This is a genomic window from Jatrophihabitans fulvus, from assembly GCF_054781375.1.
Map to the genome: position 1 here is coordinate 89,142 of NZ_BAAGUN010000003.1, position 15,819 is coordinate 104,960.

Below are 15,819 nucleotides of genomic sequence, written 5' to 3' on the forward strand. Positions count from 1 at the left end.
GAGGGCCGGCCGTGTCCGAGTTGGGCAAGTTGGCCGAGTTGCTGGCCGAGTACGCGGACGTCGAGAAGCAGCTCTCCGACCCGTCCGTGCACGGCGACGCCGCGCTGGCCCGCCGCCTCGGACGCCGGTTCGCCGAGCTGGCGCCCGTCCGCACCGCCTCGGACGAGCTGACCGCCACCCGCGACGACCTCGCCGCGGCCCGCGAGCTGGCGGCCGAGGACGCGTCGTTCGCGGCCGAGGCCACCGCCCTCGAGGCCCGCATCGGCGACATCGAGGCACGGCTGCGCGAGCTGCTGCTGCCGCGCGACCCCAACGACGGCAAGGACGTCATCCTCGAGATCAAGGCCGGCGAGGGCGGCGAGGAGTCGGCCCTGTTCGCCGGCGACCTGCTGCGCATGTACCTGCGCTACGCCGAACGCCAGGGCTGGCAGACCGAGACCCTGGACGACGAACCCACCGACCTGGGCGGCACGAAGTCGGTGACCGTGGCCGTCCGCGCCCGCCGTCCCGACCAGCAGGTCTGGGCCCGGCTGAAGTACGAGGGCGGCGTGCACCGCGTGCAGCGGGTGCCCGCCACCGAGTCGCAGGGCCGCATCCACACGTCCGCGGCCGGGGTGCTCGTCCTGCCCGAGGCCGAGGAGGTCGACGTCGACATCGACCCCAACGACCTGCGCATCGACGTGTACCGATCGTCCGGGCCCGGCGGGCAGAGCGTGAACACCACCGACTCCGCCGTCCGCATCACCCACGTGCCCAGCGGCACCGTCGTCAGCATGCAGAACGAGAAGAGCCAGCTGCAGAACCGTGAGGCCGCCATGCGGGTGCTGCGGGCGCGGTTGCTCGCCGCCGCCCAGGAGAAGGCGGACGCTGCCGCCTCGGACGCCCGCCGCTCGCAGGTGCGCACCGTCGACCGGTCCGAGCGGGTGCGCACGTACAACTTCCCGGAGAACCGCATCAGCGACCACCGGGTCGGGTTCAAGGCCTACAACCTCGACCAGGTGCTCGACGGCGCCCTCGACGACGTGATCGCCGCGCTGCAGCACGCCGACACCGAGGCCCTGCTCGCCGGGACGAGCGACTGACCCCCCGGGACCTGCTCCGCGACGCCACCGCCCGGCTGGCCGCGGCCGGCGTCGACAGCGCCCGCGTCGACGCCGAACTGCTGCTGGCCGCGGCCGTGGGCACCACCCGCAGCGGGCTCGTGACCCTCGACGCGGTCGACCCGTCCGCCGCGCAGCGTTTCGAGGCCTGGGTGGCGCGGCGCGCGGCACGCGAGCCGCTGCAGCACCTCACCGGACGCGCCCCGTTCCGGCACCTGGAGCTCGCCGTCGGACCCGGGGTGTTCGTGCCCCGCCCCGAGACCGAGCTGCTCGTCGACGCCGTGCTGCAGCACCTGCGGTCGGCGCACCACCCCCTGGCGGTCGACCTCTGCGCCGGTTCGGGCGCCCTCGCCGCCGCGATCGCCGACGAGGTGCCCGGGGCCACCGTCGTCGCGGTCGAGAACAGCCCGGACGCCCTGCCGTGGCTGCGCCGCAACGCCGGCGACGGCGTCGCCGTGCTCGACGCGGACGTCCGCGACGACCAGGCCCTGGCCGGGTACGCGGGCCGCGCCGACGCGGTCGTCAGCAACCCGCCCTACGTTCCGTCCGCGTCCGAGGTGAGCCCGGAGGTCCGCGCCGACCCGGCCGTCGCGGTCTTCGGCGGCCCGGACGGCCTCGACCTGATGTCGAGCGTCATCCGTGCGGCCGCACTGCTGCTCCGGCCCGGGGGAGTGGTCGCGATCGAGCACGACGACACCCACGGCGAGGCCGTCCCCGGGCTGCTCGCAACCGACGGACGCTTCGCCGCGATCACGGCGCACCGGGATCTCGCGGGTCGTCCGCGGTACGCCACCGCCGTCCGCAGCGGGGCTTGAGGCAGGATCACTGCCGTGGCCCTGTTCTTCCACACCGACGACCCCGACGTCCGGGCGGACGCGATCGAGACGGCCGCGCACAGCGTGCAGGCCGGCGAGCTCGTCGTGCTGCCCACCGACACGGTCTACGGCATCGGTGCCGACGCGTTCGACGCCGTCGCCGTCACCGACCTGCTGCGCGCCAAGGGGCGGGGTCGGGACATGCCCGTCCCCGTGCTCGTCGGCTCCTGGTCGACCATCGACGGGCTGGTGACGGCCGTCGACGAACGCACCCGTGCGCTGGTCGAGGCCTTCTGGCCCGGCGCGCTCACGATCGTCGTGACGCACGCACCGTCGCTGACCTGGGATCTCGGCGACTCGCGCGGCACGGTGGCGCTGCGCATGCCGCTGCACCCGGTCGCCATCGAGCTGCTCGAACAGACCGGGCCGATGGCGGTGTCGTCCGCCAACCGCTCGGGACATCCCCCGGCCCGCACCGCCCGCGAGGCCCGCGACCAGCTGGGGGAGGACGTCGCCGTCTACCTCGAGGACGGGCCCGTGGTCGGCGAGGGGGTCGCGTCGACGATCGTCGACGTCACCGAGGCGATCCCGCGCGTGCTGCGCGCCGGCGGGGTCTCGCTCGCGCAGTTGCGCTCGGTGGTGCCGGACATCCGGTCGGACGAGCCGGAGACCCCCGCCGACCAGGCGCCCCGCGCGCGTCCCCGCCCCGGACCCGGGAGCGGCCGCCCCTGATGCCCACCCATCCGAGTCTCGAGTACCTGCTGATCGGGTGCATAGGCGCGCTCGTCACCTTCCTGCTGGTGCCGATCGCCCGCCGGGTCGCCATCCGCTCGGGGGCGCTCGCGGCACCGCGGGACCGGGACGTGCACGCGGTGGCGACGCCGCGCATGGGCGGGGTCGCCATCTTCGGCGGGTTCGCGCTGGCGCTGTTCGTCGCCACGCGGCTGCCGACCCTGAACCAGGCGTTCAACTCCGGGCCCGAGATGGGACGGGTCGTCGCCGCCGGCGCCCTGATCTGCGCCATCGGCGTGATCGACGACCGCTGGGAACTCGACTCGCTGACCAAGCTGGCCGGCCAGGTGCTGGCCTGCGCGCTGCTCGTCAACCTCGGCGGTGTGCAGCTCGGCTACCTGCCCAACGTGTTCGGCGACGGCACGTTCATCCTCGGCCAGGACCTCTCGACGCCGATGACCATCCTGCTGACCCTGGCGACGATCAACGCGATGAATTTCATCGACGGGCTGGACGGGCTCGCCGCGGGCGTCAGCGCCATCGCGGCCGGGGCGTTCTTCCTGTACTCGTTCCACCTCAGCGAGCAGGGGTTCCAGGCCGACGGCGCGGCCTCGACGCTGCTGGCCGCGGCGCTGGCCGGCGCCTGTGTCGGGTTCCTGCCGCACAACTTCAACCCCGCCCGCATCTTCATGGGCGACTCGGGTTCGATGCTGGTCGGCATGATGCTGTCGGCGTCCGCGGTCACCGCGACGACGACGTCCGACCCGCAGGCGTTCGAGAAGAACACCCCCGGCTCGCTGGCGCTGTTCCTGCCGCTGCTGGTGCCGCTGTCGGTGCTGGCGCTGCCGTTCGTCGACCTGCTGCTGGCGATCGTGCGGCGGGTGCGCAAGGGACGCTCGCCGTTCGCGCCCGACAAGCAGCACCTGCACCACCGGCTGCTCGAGATGGGGCACAGCCACCGGCGCGCGGTGCTGCTGCTGTACTTCTGGTCCGCGCTGATCGCCTTCACCGGCGTCGGCCTGTCCTACGGCGACGGGAGGGGCCTCGTGCTGACGGTGCTGTCCGTGGCCGCCGCGATCGGCCTGCTCATGCTGTTCGTCCCCAAGGTGCAGCTGCGCTCCCGGCGCCGCCCGGCGAAGAGCGACGCGCCGTGAGGGCGCCCCGCGACCTGTCCGTGCCCGACCGCATGCCGGTCGCGCGCAATCGCGTCCTCGGACGGCCCACCCGCTCGACCTGGCCGGCACTGGCCCTGGCGGCCGCGCTCGGCGCGGGACTGTGGGCGTTGTTCGGCGACCCGCCCGGCCGCGCCGTCGGCAGCTACCTGGCGGCGTGGGCGGCGGTGGTCGCCTGCTTCGGCATGGCCACGATGATGATCCGCATCGCCAGCCGCATCTCGCCGGGGACGATGTTCCTCGCCGCGATGCTCAGCTACGCGTTCACCATCGCCGTGCTGTCGTTCGCGTGGCTGCTCGCCGACCCCGCGAAGGTCGACGGCGCGGCCGTGCTCACCGGTGCCGTGGCGGCGGTCGTCGTCTGGGTCACCGGCGTCGTCCGCAACGCCTGGGTGCGCTGAGCCGCCGGTGACACAGGCCCGCGCGCGACGGCCCGGGCCGCCGCCGGGAGTGTCTCAGCGCTTTGTTACGCTCGCCGCAACGCGATGAGTCCGAACCCCACCTCTCCTCCACCCGGCGAGCAACCGCCGGAGGGCGATCCCTGGGCGGCGTTCGGGTACCTGGTTGCCGGCGTGGCGTTCTACGGCGTCATCGGGTACGTGCTCAGCGTCTGGCTCGATGCTCCGTGGTTGGTCCCGGTCGGGATCCTCGTCGGGGCGGCGTTCGGTGTGTACCTCGTGTTCGCGCGGTACCGCTTTCGCGGCGTTCCGGGTGACACCGGCTCGCGTCCGGGTCGCACCACCGGCGCGAGCACCGGGCGCGCCACCCAGCAGTCCACAGACAGAACGACCCCGATCGACCACGATCGGCCGGCCACGGGACACGACCCCGGGTCGTCGGCCGACCGCGATGACCGAGGAGTTACATGACCACCCTCCTGGTGGCGGCCGAAGGCGGCGGCGAAGGCTTCACCGCGCCCGGCCCCTTGGAGTTCTTCCTCCCGGACTTCAGCGACAACAGCTGGAACTCCGACTCCTACGTCCCCGTCCTCACCAAGCCCGCGGCGCTGCTCGTGCTGGGCGCGATCCTCACGTTCGTGTTCCTGCGCAGCACCAGCAGCAAGCGTCGGCTCGTGCCGACCCGCTGGCAGTACATCGGCGAGAACGCCTACACCCTGGTGCGCAACGGCGTTGGCCGCGACGTGCTCGGTGGCAGCGACTACATGCGCTGGGTGCCGCTGCTGGTGACGCTGTTCTTCTTCATCGTCATCAACAACCTGTTCGGCATCACGCCGTTCCTGATGTTCCCGTCGTTCTCGCGGGTGAACTACGCATTCGGTCTCGCGGCGATGGTGTGGATCATCTACAACGTCGTCGGGATCATGGACAAGGGCCCGCTGGGCTACCTGAAGTTCGTGACCGTGCCGTCGGGCGTGCCGAAGTGGCTGCTGCCGCTGATCGTGCCGTTGGAGTTCCTGTCGAACATCATCGTCCGGCCGATCACGCTGTCGCTGCGACTGTTCGCGAACATGTTCGCGGGCCACCTGCTGATCATCCTGTTCGCCACCGGCGGCGCCTACCTGCTGCTCGACGCCGAGGGTCCGGTCGTGAAGCCGGCCGGCGTGCTGGCCTACCTCATGGGCATCGGCATCGGGTTCCTCGAGGTCATCGTGGCGACGCTGCAGGCCTACGTGTTCACCCTGCTGACGGCGAGCTACATCGCCGGCGCCAAGGCCCACGACCACTGAGCCGGCGCACGACAACGACTTCTCGTCCTACCGCACCACCTCACACGGTCATCTGACCGCGACGAAAGGAAGAAAGCACATGGGCGGCACGCTCAACATGGTCGGCTACGGCCTGGCCGCGATCGGCCCGGGTATCGGCGTGGGCATCGTCTTCGCCGCGTACATCAACGGCACCGCACGCCAGCCGGAGATGCAGAGCCGACTGCAGACCATCGCGTTCCTCGGCTTCGCGCTCTCCGAGGCGCTCGCCATCATCGGCATCGCGCTCGCCTTCGTCCTCAAGGCCGGCAACACCACCTGATCGACGTCCGGACCGTTCCGACTCGTCCGCGATCGTCAGCACGATCGATGGTGAAGGAGTAATCGATGACGCACCACGTACTCGCAGCCGAGGAGCCGAACCCGCTCGGCTTCGTGTGGTCCGAGTTCGTCCTCGTGCTGATCATCTTCGCGATCCTCTTCTACCTGGTCCGCAAGTTCGTCGTCCCCAACTTCGAGAAGACCTTCGCCGCTCGGCGTGAGGCCATCGAGGGCGGCATCGAACGTGCGGAGCAGGCGCAGGAGCAGGCGCAGCGCATGATCGAGCAGTACCAGGAGCAGCTGCGCGAGGCCCGAGTCGAGGCCGCGCAGATCCGCGAGAACGCGCGCGCCGAGGCGCAGCGCACGATCGAGGAGCTGCGGCAGCAGGCGCAGGAGGAGTCGGCCCGCATCGTCGCCCGTGGCGAGGAGCAGCTGGCCGGGCAGCGCACTGCGATCGTGCGCGAACTGCGCGCCGAGGTCGGCATGCTGGCCGTCGAGCTGGCGGAGAAGATCGTCGACGAGCGACTGGCGGACGACGCCCGGGTGTCGGCCACGGTCGATGCCTTCATCGCCGGCCTCGAGGCCCGCGACCGCGCCGAGACCGACTCGTCGTCGGCTCAGTGAGCGGGTCGTCATGATGCACGCCGCCAGTCGCCGGGCCCTCGACGAGCTCCGTCGCGTCGAGCACGAGGTGTTCGAGGGACGGGTCTCCTCGGAGTCGCTCGGACGGCTCGCCGACGAGCTGTACGCCGTGGCGCGGTTGCTCTCCGCGCAGCCGAAGCTGCGCCGCACCCTCGCCGACCCGGCCGCCGAGTCCGACCGGCGCAGCGACCTCGCCCAGCAGCTGTTCGGCGGCCAGGTCGAGGCGAACACCCTCAAGGTGGTCAAGGCCGCCGTCGACCTGCGGTGGTCGACACCGTGGGACCTCGCCGACGCTCTCGAGAGCGCCGGCGATGACGCGGTGTTCCGCGCCGCCGAGAAGGACGGCACCCTCGACACCGTCGAGGACGAGCTGTTCCGCCTCGAGCGGGTGCTCGACGCCAACGGCAACCTGGTGGCACTGCTCGACGAGCAGGCCGTCGACGGGTCCCGCCGCGTCGAACTGCTCGACAGCATCGTCGCGCAGAAGGTCTCGCCGCTCACGTTGGCGTTGCTGCACAACGCCGTCCGCAGCGGCCGCAAGCGTAGTGTCGTGCTCGCGATCGACGACCTGCTCGAGGCTGCCGCGAAGTGGCAGGAACGCTCCGTCGCCCGCGTCACCTCGGCGGTCGAGCTCTCGTCCGAGCAGGTCGAGCGCATCACGTCCGCGCTCAGCGACCTGTACGGCCGTCCCATCTCCGCACGCACCGCGATCGACCCGTCGGTGCGCGGCGGGCTCGTCGTCCGCGTCGGCGACGAGGTCATCGACGGCAGCGTCGCCAGCCGTCTGGCCGCCGCCCGGGCCGCGCTGAGCGGCTGACCCCGATCCCCACACTCCTGAACGCCCCGTACCGAACGAATCGAAGAGGACACCCATGGCAGAGCTGACGATCTCCGCCGACGAGATCCGTAGCGCGATCGAGGGCTACGTCTCGTCGTACACCCCGAAGGCCTCCCGCGAGGAGGTCGGCGTGGTCGCCGAGACCGGCGACGGCATCGCTCGCGTCGAGGGCCTGCCCAGCGCGATGACCAACGAGCTGCTCGAGTTCGAGGGCGGCACGCTCGGCCTCGCGCTGAACCTGGACGTCCGCGACATCGGCGCGGTCATCCTGGGTGACGCCTCGCAGATCGAGGAGGGCCAGCCGGTCAAGCGCACCGGCGAGATCCTCTCGGTCCCGGTGGGCGACGCCTACCTCGGCCGCGTGGTCAACCCGCTCGGTGTGGCCATCGACGGCGCGGGCGAGATCGAGTCCGACGAGCGCCGCGCGCTCGAGCTGCAGGCGCCCACGGTGGTGCAGCGCAAGGAGGTCCGCGAGCCGCTGCTCACGGGCATCAAGGCGATCGACTCGATGACCGCCATCGGCCGCGGCCAGCGCCAGCTGATCATCGGCGACCGGCAGACGGGCAAGACCACCGTCGCCCTGGACGCGATCATCAACCAGCGCGACAACTGGAAGACCGGCGACCCGAAGCAGCAGGTGCGCTGCATCTACGTCGCGATCGGCCAGAAGGGCTCGACGATCGCCGCGGCGCGCAACACCCTCGAGGAGGCGGGCGCGCTCGAGTACACGACCATCGTCGCCGCCCCGGCGTCCGACTCGGCCGGTTTCAAGTACCTCGCGCCCTACACCGGCTCGGCCATCGGCCAACACTGGATGTACCAGGGCATGCACGTCCTCATCGTGTTCGACGACCTCACCAAGCAGGCCGAGGCCTACCGCACGGTGTCGCTGCTGCTGCGCCGCCCGCCGGGCCGTGAGGCCTACCCGGGCGACGTCTTCTACTTGCACAGCCGGCTGCTCGAGCGCTGCGCGAAGCTCTCCGACGACATGGGCGGCGGCTCGATGACCGGCCTGCCGATCATCGAGACCAAGGGCAACGACGTGTCGGCCTACATCCCGACCAACGTCATCTCGATCACCGACGGCCAGTGCTTCCTCGAGACCGACCTGTTCAACGCGGGTGTCCGTCCGGCGATCAACGTCGGCATCTCGGTGTCGCGCGTCGGTGGTTCGGCGCAGCCCAAGGCGATGCGTGCCGTCGCCGGCCGCCTGCGCGTCGACCTCGCGCAGTACCGCGAGCTCGAGTCGTTCGCCGCGTTCGGTTCCGACCTCGACAAGGCGAGCCAGCAGCAGCTGGCCCGCGGCGCCCGGCTGGTCGAGCTGCTCAAGCAGCCCGCCGCCTCGCCGTTCCCGGTCGGCCGCGAGATCGTCTCGGTCTGGGCCGGTACCTCGGGCAAGCTCGACGACGTCGAGGTCAGCGAGATCCGGCGCTTCGAGGGCGAGTTCCTCGACTACGTGCAGCGCAACGCCGACGGCCTCTTCGAGGAGCTGGCCGCGGCGAAGGGCTTCGACGACGCGCACGCCGAGCGTCTCGGCGGCCTGCTCGACGACTTCAAGAAGGAGTTCCAGCCCGCGGACGCCGACAAGGCCGAGGGGTCGGACAAGAAGACCTCCACGCAGAAGTCCGCGAAGTAGGTCCACCAGCATGAGTGCTCGCACCCGGACGACCAGGCAGGAGGCGTAAATGGGAGCCCAGCTCCGCGTCTACCGGCGCCGCATCCGCTCGGTCAACTCGACCAAGAAGATCACCAAGGCGATGGAACTCATCGCCGCCTCGCGCATCGTCAAGGCGCAGGCGCGGATGAACAGCGCCAAGCCCTACGCCAAGGAGCTCAGCCGTGCCCTGCGGGCGCTGCTGAACGACACGACGCTGACCCACCCGATGCTCACCGGCGTCGAGAACCCGCGCCGCGCGGGCATCGTGGTCATCACCAGCGACCGTGGCCTGGCCGGTGGCTACAACGCCAACGCGATCCGACGGGCCAACCAGCTCGCGGCCGAACTCGAGGGCGACGGCAAGGAGGTCGACCGCTTCGTCATCGGACGCAAGGGTGTCGGCTATTTCCGGTTCCGCAACATCGAGCTGGCCGGGTCGTGGACCGGGTTCTCCGAGCAGCCCAACTTCGCCGACGCCCGCGGGGCGACCGAGGCGGTCACCGCCGCTCTCGAGGCGACCAGCGAGGGCACGGTCGGTGGGCAGTCGGACGACGACGAGGCCGCCACCCCGGAACGTCCGGGCATCGACGAGCTGTGGCTCGTCTACACCAAGTTCGTCAACTCGGTCACGCAGTCGCCGGTGGCGGTGCAGATCTCGCCGGTCAAGCAGGCGACCGACGGTGACGACGAGAACGACGAGGACGACGACACCGAGGACGAGTCGGACGGCCCGCAGCCGTTGTACGACTTCGAGCCGGAGCCGTCACGGCTGATCGCGGCGATCCTGCCGAAGTACGTCAGCTCGCGGATCTTCTCCGCGCTGCTTGAGTCTGCGGCGTCCGAGTCGGCGGCCCGCCGGCGCGCGATGAAGTCCGCCAGTGACAACGCGACCGAGCTCATCAAGACCTTCACCCGGCTGGCCAACGAGGCCCGCCAGGCCGAGATCACCCAGGAAATCAGCGAGATCGTCGGCGGCGCCGACGCGCTCGCCTCGACAGGGAGCGACGAATGACCGCTGTACAGGACGAGAAGTCCACCACCGAGGGCGGGACGGCCTCCGGCCGCGTCGTCCGCGTCATCGGCCCCGTGGTCGACGTCGAGTTCGGGCGCAACACCATCCCCGAGCTCAACCAGGCGCTCACGACCGAGATCGAGCTGGGTGAGCTGTCCAAGACGTTGACCCTCGAGGTCGCGCAGCACATCGGCGACGACATGGTGCGCACGATCGCGTTGCAGCCGACCGACGGTCTGGTGCGCGGCGCCGCGGTCACCGACACCGGTTCGCCTATCACGGTGCCGGTCGGCAACGGCACGCTCGGCCACGTGTTCAACACGCTCGGCCAGCCGCTGGACGTCAAGGCCGAGGACCTCGACATCAAGGAGCGGTGGTCCATCCACCGCGAGCCCCCGGCCTTCGACCAGCTCGAGTCCAAGACCGAGCCGTTCTGGACCGGCATCAAGGTCATCGACCTGCTGACCCCCTACGTGGTCGGCGGCAAGATCGGCCTGTTCGGCGGTGCGGGCGTGGGCAAGACGGTGCTCATCCAGGAGATGATCTACCGCGTCGCCGAGAACTTCGGTGGTGTGTCGGTGTTCGCCGGTGTCGGCGAGCGCACCCGCGAGGGCAACGACCTCATCGCCGAGATGACGGAGTCCGGTGTCATCGAGAAGACCGCCCTGGTCTTCGGCCAGATGGACGAGCCGCCGGGCACCCGCCTGCGTGTCGCCCTGTCTGCTCTGACGATGGCGGAGTACTTCCGCGACGTGCAGAAGCAGGACGTGCTGCTGTTCATCGACAACATCTTCCGGTTCACCCAGGCCGGTTCCGAGGTGTCGACGCTGCTCGGCCGCATGCCGTCCGCGGTGGGCTACCAGCCGACCCTGGCCGACGAGATGGGCCAGCTGCAGGAGCGCATCACCTCGACGCGTGGTCACTCGATCACCTCGATGCAGGCGATCTACGTGCCCGCCGACGACATCACCGACCCGGCGCCGCACACCACGTTCGCCCACCTCGACGCCACCACGACGCTGTCGCGTCCGGTGTCGGAGAAGGGCATCTACCCGGCCGTCGACCCGCTCGACTCGACCTCGCGCATCCTGGACGCGCAGTACATCGGCCAGGAGCACTACGACGTCGCGCAGCGCACCAAGCAGATCCTGCAGCGCTACAAGGAGCTGCAGGACATCATCGCGATCCTCGGCATCGACGAGCTGTCCGAGGAGGACAAGGTCACGGTGCAGCGGGCGCGGCGCATCGAGCGCTTCCTGTCGCAGAACACCTTCGTGGCCGAGCAGTTCACGGGCATCCCGGGTTCGTTCGTGCCGGTCGAGGAGACCGTCGACGCGTTCAAGCGGCTGACCGCGGGCGAGTTCGACGAGTACCCCGAGCAGGCGTTCTTCATGTGCGGTGGCCTCGAGGACCTCGAGCGCAAGGCCGACGAGCTCAAGAAGGCCTGATCCACTCATGGCGACCATGCACGTGGAGCTCGTCTCCATCGAGGCGCCGATCTGGTCGGGGGAGGCCACGGCCGTCTACGGCCGCACGGTCTATGGCGAGATCGGCATCCTGCCGGGGCACTCGCCCCTGCTGGGCGAACTCGAGCCGGGCTTCCCCGTCCGCATCGAGGCCGAGGGCGGCGAGACGATCAGCGTCGCGGTGCACGGCGGATTCCTGTCCGTCCGCACCGACGGCGTGTCGGTCCTGGCCGAGCAGGCCGAGCTGTCCGACGACATCGACGTCCAGCGCGCCCGGCAGGCGCTCGACTCCTCCGACGGTGAGGACGACGAACCGGCGCGGCTGAGGGCGATGTCGCGGCTGCGCGCCGCCGGCGAAGAGGTCTGACGCACGCCGTGTACCGCCACCCGCAGCACTGCTGCTGACGACCATGCACACCGTCGACGTCGTTGCGGTGTGCGTGGTCGTCGTGCTGCTCGTCGCGTTCGCGGCGATCCTGGCGCGGCAGCGGCACATGCTGCGCGCCTCCGGTGCCGTGCCCCTGGCCGTCCTGCGCGGCCAGCGCTGGATCTACGGCATCGGCCGCTACCAGGGCACCGAGTTGCGCTGGTACCGCGCGCTCGGCATCGGCACCTCGCCCTCGCGGGTGCTGCGCCGCGGCGAGGTCGAGGTCCTCGGACGGCGCTCCCGCACCGAGGCCGAGGCCAAGCAGCTTCCCCCGTCCGTGGTGGTGGTCGACTGTCGAGTCGAGGGTGAGACCGTAACCCTCGCGTTCGGCGACTCCGCCTACACCGGCTTCGTGTCGTGGCTGGAGTCCAGCGCCCCGCGGGCGTAGCCCGGCTCTGCAGACCCGGACGGCGCGTGGCGCCGTCGGGCACGTGCCACGTCAGATCCGCACCCAGGCGCGGTAGGCGTGGTGGTCCGACCCGTTGCGCCACAGCCGGTGCGCGAGGCTGCGATGCGCTCCGCGGGGCGCGTAGAGCTGATCGATGGGCGTCGGGTCACCCGTCCGCACCCGGAAGCGTGACAGGCCCGTCAACGGAACCCCGGCGCGGCTGTTGTAGTCCCCGACGGCGAGCACCGGCCAGCCGTGGGCTCGCAGTTGCCGCACGACCTTCTCCAGGACGTCCTCGTGCCGGTACCAGCGGCCGCGCCGCTCGGCGTGGGACGTGAACGCGTGCGAGATGAAGTGCGTGTTGACGAAGGCGATCGTGCGGCCGGTGGCGCGCACCCGCAGCACCACGTACGTCACCCAGCGACTGGGTGTCACGTGCGCCTGCCCGCTGTGGGTGAACACGGCGCGGGCGTACCGCAGCGTGAACAGCGAGCGCCGCCACGAGATCGAGTCGGCGGCGGCGGAGACGTCGCGCGGCACGTAGTGCGCGAAGCCGGGCAGCGAACGCCTCATGCGCGCGATGTCGTCCGCCCCGTCGAGTTCCTGCCAGCCGATGATGCCGGCGAAGGGCGTGTACCCCGACGTGCCGTGCAGGGTGTTGTGGGTGCCGATCCGGAAGCTGACGTGCGCCGGACGGGCGGCCGCGGGCACCGCCGGGACGACCACCGCGAGAGCGAGAAGTGCAACAACGACATATCGGACTATCCGTGACATGCCGCCACAGTGGCGAGCGCAGGTCGATCGGCGGCGACGTCCGGGTTAACCCACGAGGACGGTCGGGCGAGCGCTCAGCGTTCGCCGCCGGGCTTCCACAGCACGTCGCCGTCGGGGTTGGCGACCCGGCCGAGGATGAACAACAGGTCGGACAGCCGGTTGAGGTACAGCAGCGCCTCGCGGTTGGTGTGCTCGGCGTCGGCCTCCCACAGCGTCCAGGCGGCGCGCTCGGCGCGGCGGGCGGCGGTGCGGGCGACGTGCAGCAGGGCCGCACCCGGCGTGCCGCCCGGCAGCAGGAAGCTGTCGAGCTTGCGCAGCTCGGCGTTGAACTCGTCGCACCAGCCCTCGAGCCGGGCGGTGTACTCCGCCTCGATGCGCAGCGGCGGGTACTGCGGGTCGGGCACGACCGGGGTGCAGAGGTCGGCGCCGGCGTCGAGCAGGTCGTTCTGGATGGTGCGCAGCACGGCCGCGACCCGCTCCGGCAGGCCACCCAGCGCCAGCGCCACGCCGATCGCGGCGTTCGTCTCGTCGCAGCAGGCGTACGCCTCGACCCGGGGGTCGGTCTTGTGGACGCGGGACATGTCGCCGAGGGCCGTCGTCCCGTCGTCGCCCGTCCGCGTGTAGATCCGGGTCAGATGCACCATGAGGCGACCCTAATGCGCGAACTAGGCTGGTCGTCGTGCAAGTACTGCGGGTCACCGGTGGCGCCCGCCTCGACGGCAGCGTCGAGGTCGTGGGAGCCAAGAACAGCGTCCTCAAACTCATGGCGGCAGCCCTGCTCGCGCCGGGGGAGACCACCCTGGGCAACCTGCCCGCGATCTCGGACGTCACGATCATGCGGCAACTGCTCGAGGGCATGGGCTGCACGGTGACCGAGTCGGCCGACGGTGCCACCGACCGGGTGACGATCACGACGCCCGAGGTGCTGCAGTCCGAGGCGCCGTACGAGCTCGTCCGCAAGATCCGCGGGTCGATCTGCGTGCTCGGGCCGCTCATCGCGCGCACCGGGGGCGCGAAGGTGGCGTTGCCCGGCGGCGACGCGATCGGCACCCGGCCGCTCGACATGCACTTCGCCGGGCTCGAGCGCATGGGCGCCGAGATCAGCATCCAGCACGGTTTCGTGGTCGCCGAGGCCCGCGACCTGCACGGCGCGTCCATCTGGCTCGACTTCCCGAGCGTGGGTGCCACCGAGAACATCATGACCGCGGCGGTGCTGGCCAACGGCACGACGGTCATCGACAACGCCGCCCGCGAGCCCGAGATCGTCGACCTGTGCCGCATGCTCGTGGCGATGGGGGCGCAGATCGACGGCATCGGCACCTCGACCCTCGAGATCACCGGGGTCGACGGGCTGCACGGCACCACCCACGACGCCGTCCCGGACCGCATCGTGGCGGGCACCTGGGCGATGGCGGCGGTCGCGACCCGCGGCGACGTCACCGTCCGCGGCGCCAAGGCCGACCACCTGCGCATCCTGCTGGACAAGGTCACCCAGGCCGGCGGCGAGGTCGAGGTGCAGGCCGACGGCTTCCGAGTGGTGCAGCCCGACCGCCCGAAGAGCTTCGACGTCGTGACGCTGCCCTACCCGGGCCTCGCGACCGACCTGCAACCGCAGGCGATCGCCGCGCTCTCGGTGGCCGACGGCACCGCCATGATCACCGAGAACCTCTTCGAGGCGCGGTTCATGTTCTGCGACGAGATCGCGCGCATGGGCGCCGACGTGCGCACGGACGGCCATCACGCCGTCGTGCGCGGCCAGGAGCGGCTGTCGGGCGCCCCGGTGCGGGCCACCGACATCCGCGCGGGCGTCGGTCTCGTCATCGCCGGCCTGGTCGCGGAGGGCGTCACCGAGGTCGCCGAGATCCACCACATCGACCGCGGGTACGTGCGCTTCGAGGAACAGCTGCGCGGGCTCGGAGCCGACGTGCAGCGGCTCGAGTCGACGACCTTCGGGTCCTGAGCCGGGACTAGCCGCTCAGGAGCCGAGCGCCACGTCCTTGGGCTCGGCGTCCTCGCTGCCGGTTAGCACGGTGCCCGCCGCGCGGTGCCGCTCGCGGCGGTCGTACATGGCCTTGATGGCAGCCAGGGCCACGTAGTACAGCGCGCTGGCCAGCAGCACGACGATCAGCCATGTGGGCATGTCGGGGTCGGCGAGCACGTCCGGGTTCTCGTCGTAGAGCACCGCCCCGACGATGAGCCCGCCCAGCCAGCCGGTGGCGGCGAGGGCGGTGACGGGCCTGAAGAACTTCGCGCGGACGATGTGCGGGTAGGGCATGTTCGACAGCTGCAGCACCGAGAACACGATGGTGATGACGGCGCCGACCCACGTGTTCGCACCCACCAGCCACAGCAGCGGGCCCACCATGTTCCACGCGGCGGGGAAGCCGCGGAAGAAGTTGTCGTCGGTCATCATGTCGGTGCGCGAGAACCAGATCGCCGAGGTCAGCACCATGAGCCCCAGCACGGCCAGGCCGAACCAGTTGTTCGGCACGACACCGAATTGGTACATGAACGCCGCCGGGACGATGACGCAGCAGACGAAGTCGATGATGAGGTCGAGCACGTAGCCGTCGATCTGCGGCAACCGCTCCTTGACGCCCAGCGCCCGGGCCACGGGCCCGTCGACGCCGTCGATGATGAGCGTGGCCATCAGGTAGATGATCGCGAGGTCGGGGCGGCCGTCGAGCACGGCCTGCAGCGACAGGGCGCCGAAGACGACGCCGATCGTGGTGAAGATGTGCACGGCCCAGGCCTGGCCGCGTTCGGCACGGGTGCACGACAGCGGCGGGTGCGGCGAATTCACCACCAG

The 15,819-nt window shown here is 70.9% G+C and carries 19 protein-coding genes; 16 read left to right on the top strand and 3 right to left on the bottom strand.

The features are described from left to right. The first annotated feature begins 11 nt into the window (after positions 1-11). The 15 genes from prfA to ACYVP9_RS12400 all read left to right on the top strand — a co-directional run bounded on the left by prfA (position 12) and on the right by ACYVP9_RS12400 (position 12,236). Positions 12-1,082: a peptide chain release factor 1 gene (gene prfA, locus ACYVP9_RS12330; protein WP_460605165.1), complete on the top strand. Its 1,071-nt coding sequence runs from the start codon at positions 12-14 to the stop codon at positions 1,080-1,082. An 11-nt stretch (positions 1,083-1,093) separates the two neighbouring features. Further along, positions 1,094-1,915: a peptide chain release factor N(5)-glutamine methyltransferase gene (gene prmC / locus ACYVP9_RS12335; RefSeq protein ID WP_460605525.1), complete on the top strand. Its 822-nt coding sequence runs from the start codon at positions 1,094-1,096 to the stop codon at positions 1,913-1,915. A gap of 15 nt (positions 1,916-1,930) precedes the next feature. Further along, positions 1,931-2,647: an L-threonylcarbamoyladenylate synthase gene (locus ACYVP9_RS12340; protein ID WP_460605166.1), complete on the top strand. Its 717-nt coding sequence runs from the start codon at positions 1,931-1,933 to the stop codon at positions 2,645-2,647. Beyond that, the gene (locus ACYVP9_RS12345) at positions 2,647-3,801 is read left to right on the top strand and encodes a glycosyltransferase family 4 protein (RefSeq protein WP_460605167.1); all 1,155 of its coding nucleotides are present in this window, start codon (positions 2,647-2,649) and stop codon (positions 3,799-3,801) included. Before ACYVP9_RS12340 ends, ACYVP9_RS12345 begins: the two co-directional genes overlap by 1 nt. After that, entirely contained in the window at positions 3,798-4,220 is a 423-nt protein-coding gene (locus ACYVP9_RS12350; RefSeq protein ID WP_460605168.1) for a hypothetical protein, read from the top strand. Before ACYVP9_RS12345 ends, ACYVP9_RS12350 begins: the two co-directional genes overlap by 4 nt. 84 nt (positions 4,221-4,304) lie before the next feature. Next, positions 4,305-4,688 carry an AtpZ/AtpI family protein gene (locus tag ACYVP9_RS12355; RefSeq protein WP_460605169.1) on the top strand — a complete coding sequence of 128 codons (384 nt, stop codon included), beginning with the start codon at positions 4,305-4,307 and terminating at the stop codon, positions 4,686-4,688. After that, entirely contained in the window at positions 4,685-5,506 is an 822-nt protein-coding gene (atpB, locus tag ACYVP9_RS12360) for a F0F1 ATP synthase subunit A (protein WP_460605170.1), read from the top strand. Before ACYVP9_RS12355 ends, atpB begins: the two co-directional genes overlap by 4 nt. Before the next feature lie 79 nt (positions 5,507-5,585). Next, complete coding sequence (gene atpE / locus ACYVP9_RS12365) at positions 5,586-5,807, top strand: ATP synthase subunit c family protein (RefSeq protein ID WP_460605171.1); 222 nt, start codon at positions 5,586-5,588, stop codon at positions 5,805-5,807. A 65-nt stretch (positions 5,808-5,872) separates the two neighbouring features. Next, on the top strand, positions 5,873-6,430 hold the full coding sequence (locus ACYVP9_RS12370; protein ID WP_460605172.1) for a F0F1 ATP synthase subunit B: 558 nt from the start codon (positions 5,873-5,875) through the stop codon (positions 6,428-6,430). A gap of 13 nt (positions 6,431-6,443) precedes the next feature. Then, a complete protein-coding gene (locus ACYVP9_RS12375) occupies positions 6,444-7,265 on the top strand; it encodes a F0F1 ATP synthase subunit delta (protein WP_460605173.1) in 822 nt (273 codons plus the stop codon). Positions 7,266-7,320: 55 nt separating this feature from the next. After that, a complete protein-coding gene (atpA, locus tag ACYVP9_RS12380) occupies positions 7,321-8,922 on the top strand; it encodes a F0F1 ATP synthase subunit alpha (protein ID WP_460605174.1) in 1,602 nt (533 codons plus the stop codon). 49 nt (positions 8,923-8,971) lie between these two features. Next, positions 8,972-9,955, top strand: a complete 984-nt coding sequence (locus tag ACYVP9_RS12385; protein ID WP_460605175.1) for a F0F1 ATP synthase subunit gamma — start codon at positions 8,972-8,974, stop codon at positions 9,953-9,955. Continuing rightward, complete coding sequence (gene atpD, locus ACYVP9_RS12390; RefSeq protein ID WP_460605176.1) at positions 9,952-11,403, top strand: F0F1 ATP synthase subunit beta; 1,452 nt, start codon at positions 9,952-9,954, stop codon at positions 11,401-11,403. The genes ACYVP9_RS12385 and atpD overlap by 4 nt, the downstream gene beginning before the upstream one ends. Before the next feature lie 7 nt (positions 11,404-11,410). Next, positions 11,411-11,788 carry a F0F1 ATP synthase subunit epsilon gene (locus ACYVP9_RS12395; RefSeq protein ID WP_460605177.1) on the top strand — a complete coding sequence of 126 codons (378 nt, stop codon included), beginning with the start codon at positions 11,411-11,413 and terminating at the stop codon, positions 11,786-11,788. Positions 11,789-11,831: 43 nt separating this feature from the next. Then, positions 11,832-12,236, top strand: a complete 405-nt coding sequence (locus tag ACYVP9_RS12400; protein ID WP_460605178.1) for a DUF2550 domain-containing protein — start codon at positions 11,832-11,834, stop codon at positions 12,234-12,236. A 51-nt stretch (positions 12,237-12,287) separates the two neighbouring features. Here the strand turns inward: ACYVP9_RS12400 and ACYVP9_RS12405 are convergent, their stop codons facing one another. Beyond that, positions 12,288-13,010, bottom strand: coding sequence for an exonuclease/endonuclease/phosphatase family protein (locus tag ACYVP9_RS12405; protein ID WP_460605179.1), 723 nt, complete (start codon positions 13,008-13,010; stop codon positions 12,288-12,290). Between the two features lie 74 nt (positions 13,011-13,084). Next, a complete protein-coding gene (locus tag ACYVP9_RS12410; protein ID WP_460605180.1) occupies positions 13,085-13,654 on the bottom strand; it encodes an ATP:cob(I)alamin adenosyltransferase in 570 nt (189 codons plus the stop codon). A 35-nt stretch (positions 13,655-13,689) separates the two neighbouring features. Between ACYVP9_RS12410 and murA the strand changes: the two genes are divergently transcribed. Further along, a complete protein-coding gene (murA, locus tag ACYVP9_RS12415) occupies positions 13,690-14,970 on the top strand; it encodes a UDP-N-acetylglucosamine 1-carboxyvinyltransferase (protein WP_460605182.1) in 1,281 nt (426 codons plus the stop codon). Between the two features lie 15 nt (positions 14,971-14,985). Here the strand turns inward: murA and ACYVP9_RS12420 are convergent, their stop codons facing one another. Beyond that, the gene (locus ACYVP9_RS12420) at positions 14,986-15,813 is read right to left on the bottom strand and encodes a CDP-alcohol phosphatidyltransferase family protein (RefSeq protein WP_460605183.1); all 828 of its coding nucleotides are present in this window, start codon (positions 15,811-15,813) and stop codon (positions 14,986-14,988) included. Positions 15,814-15,819: the final 6 nt, after the last annotated feature.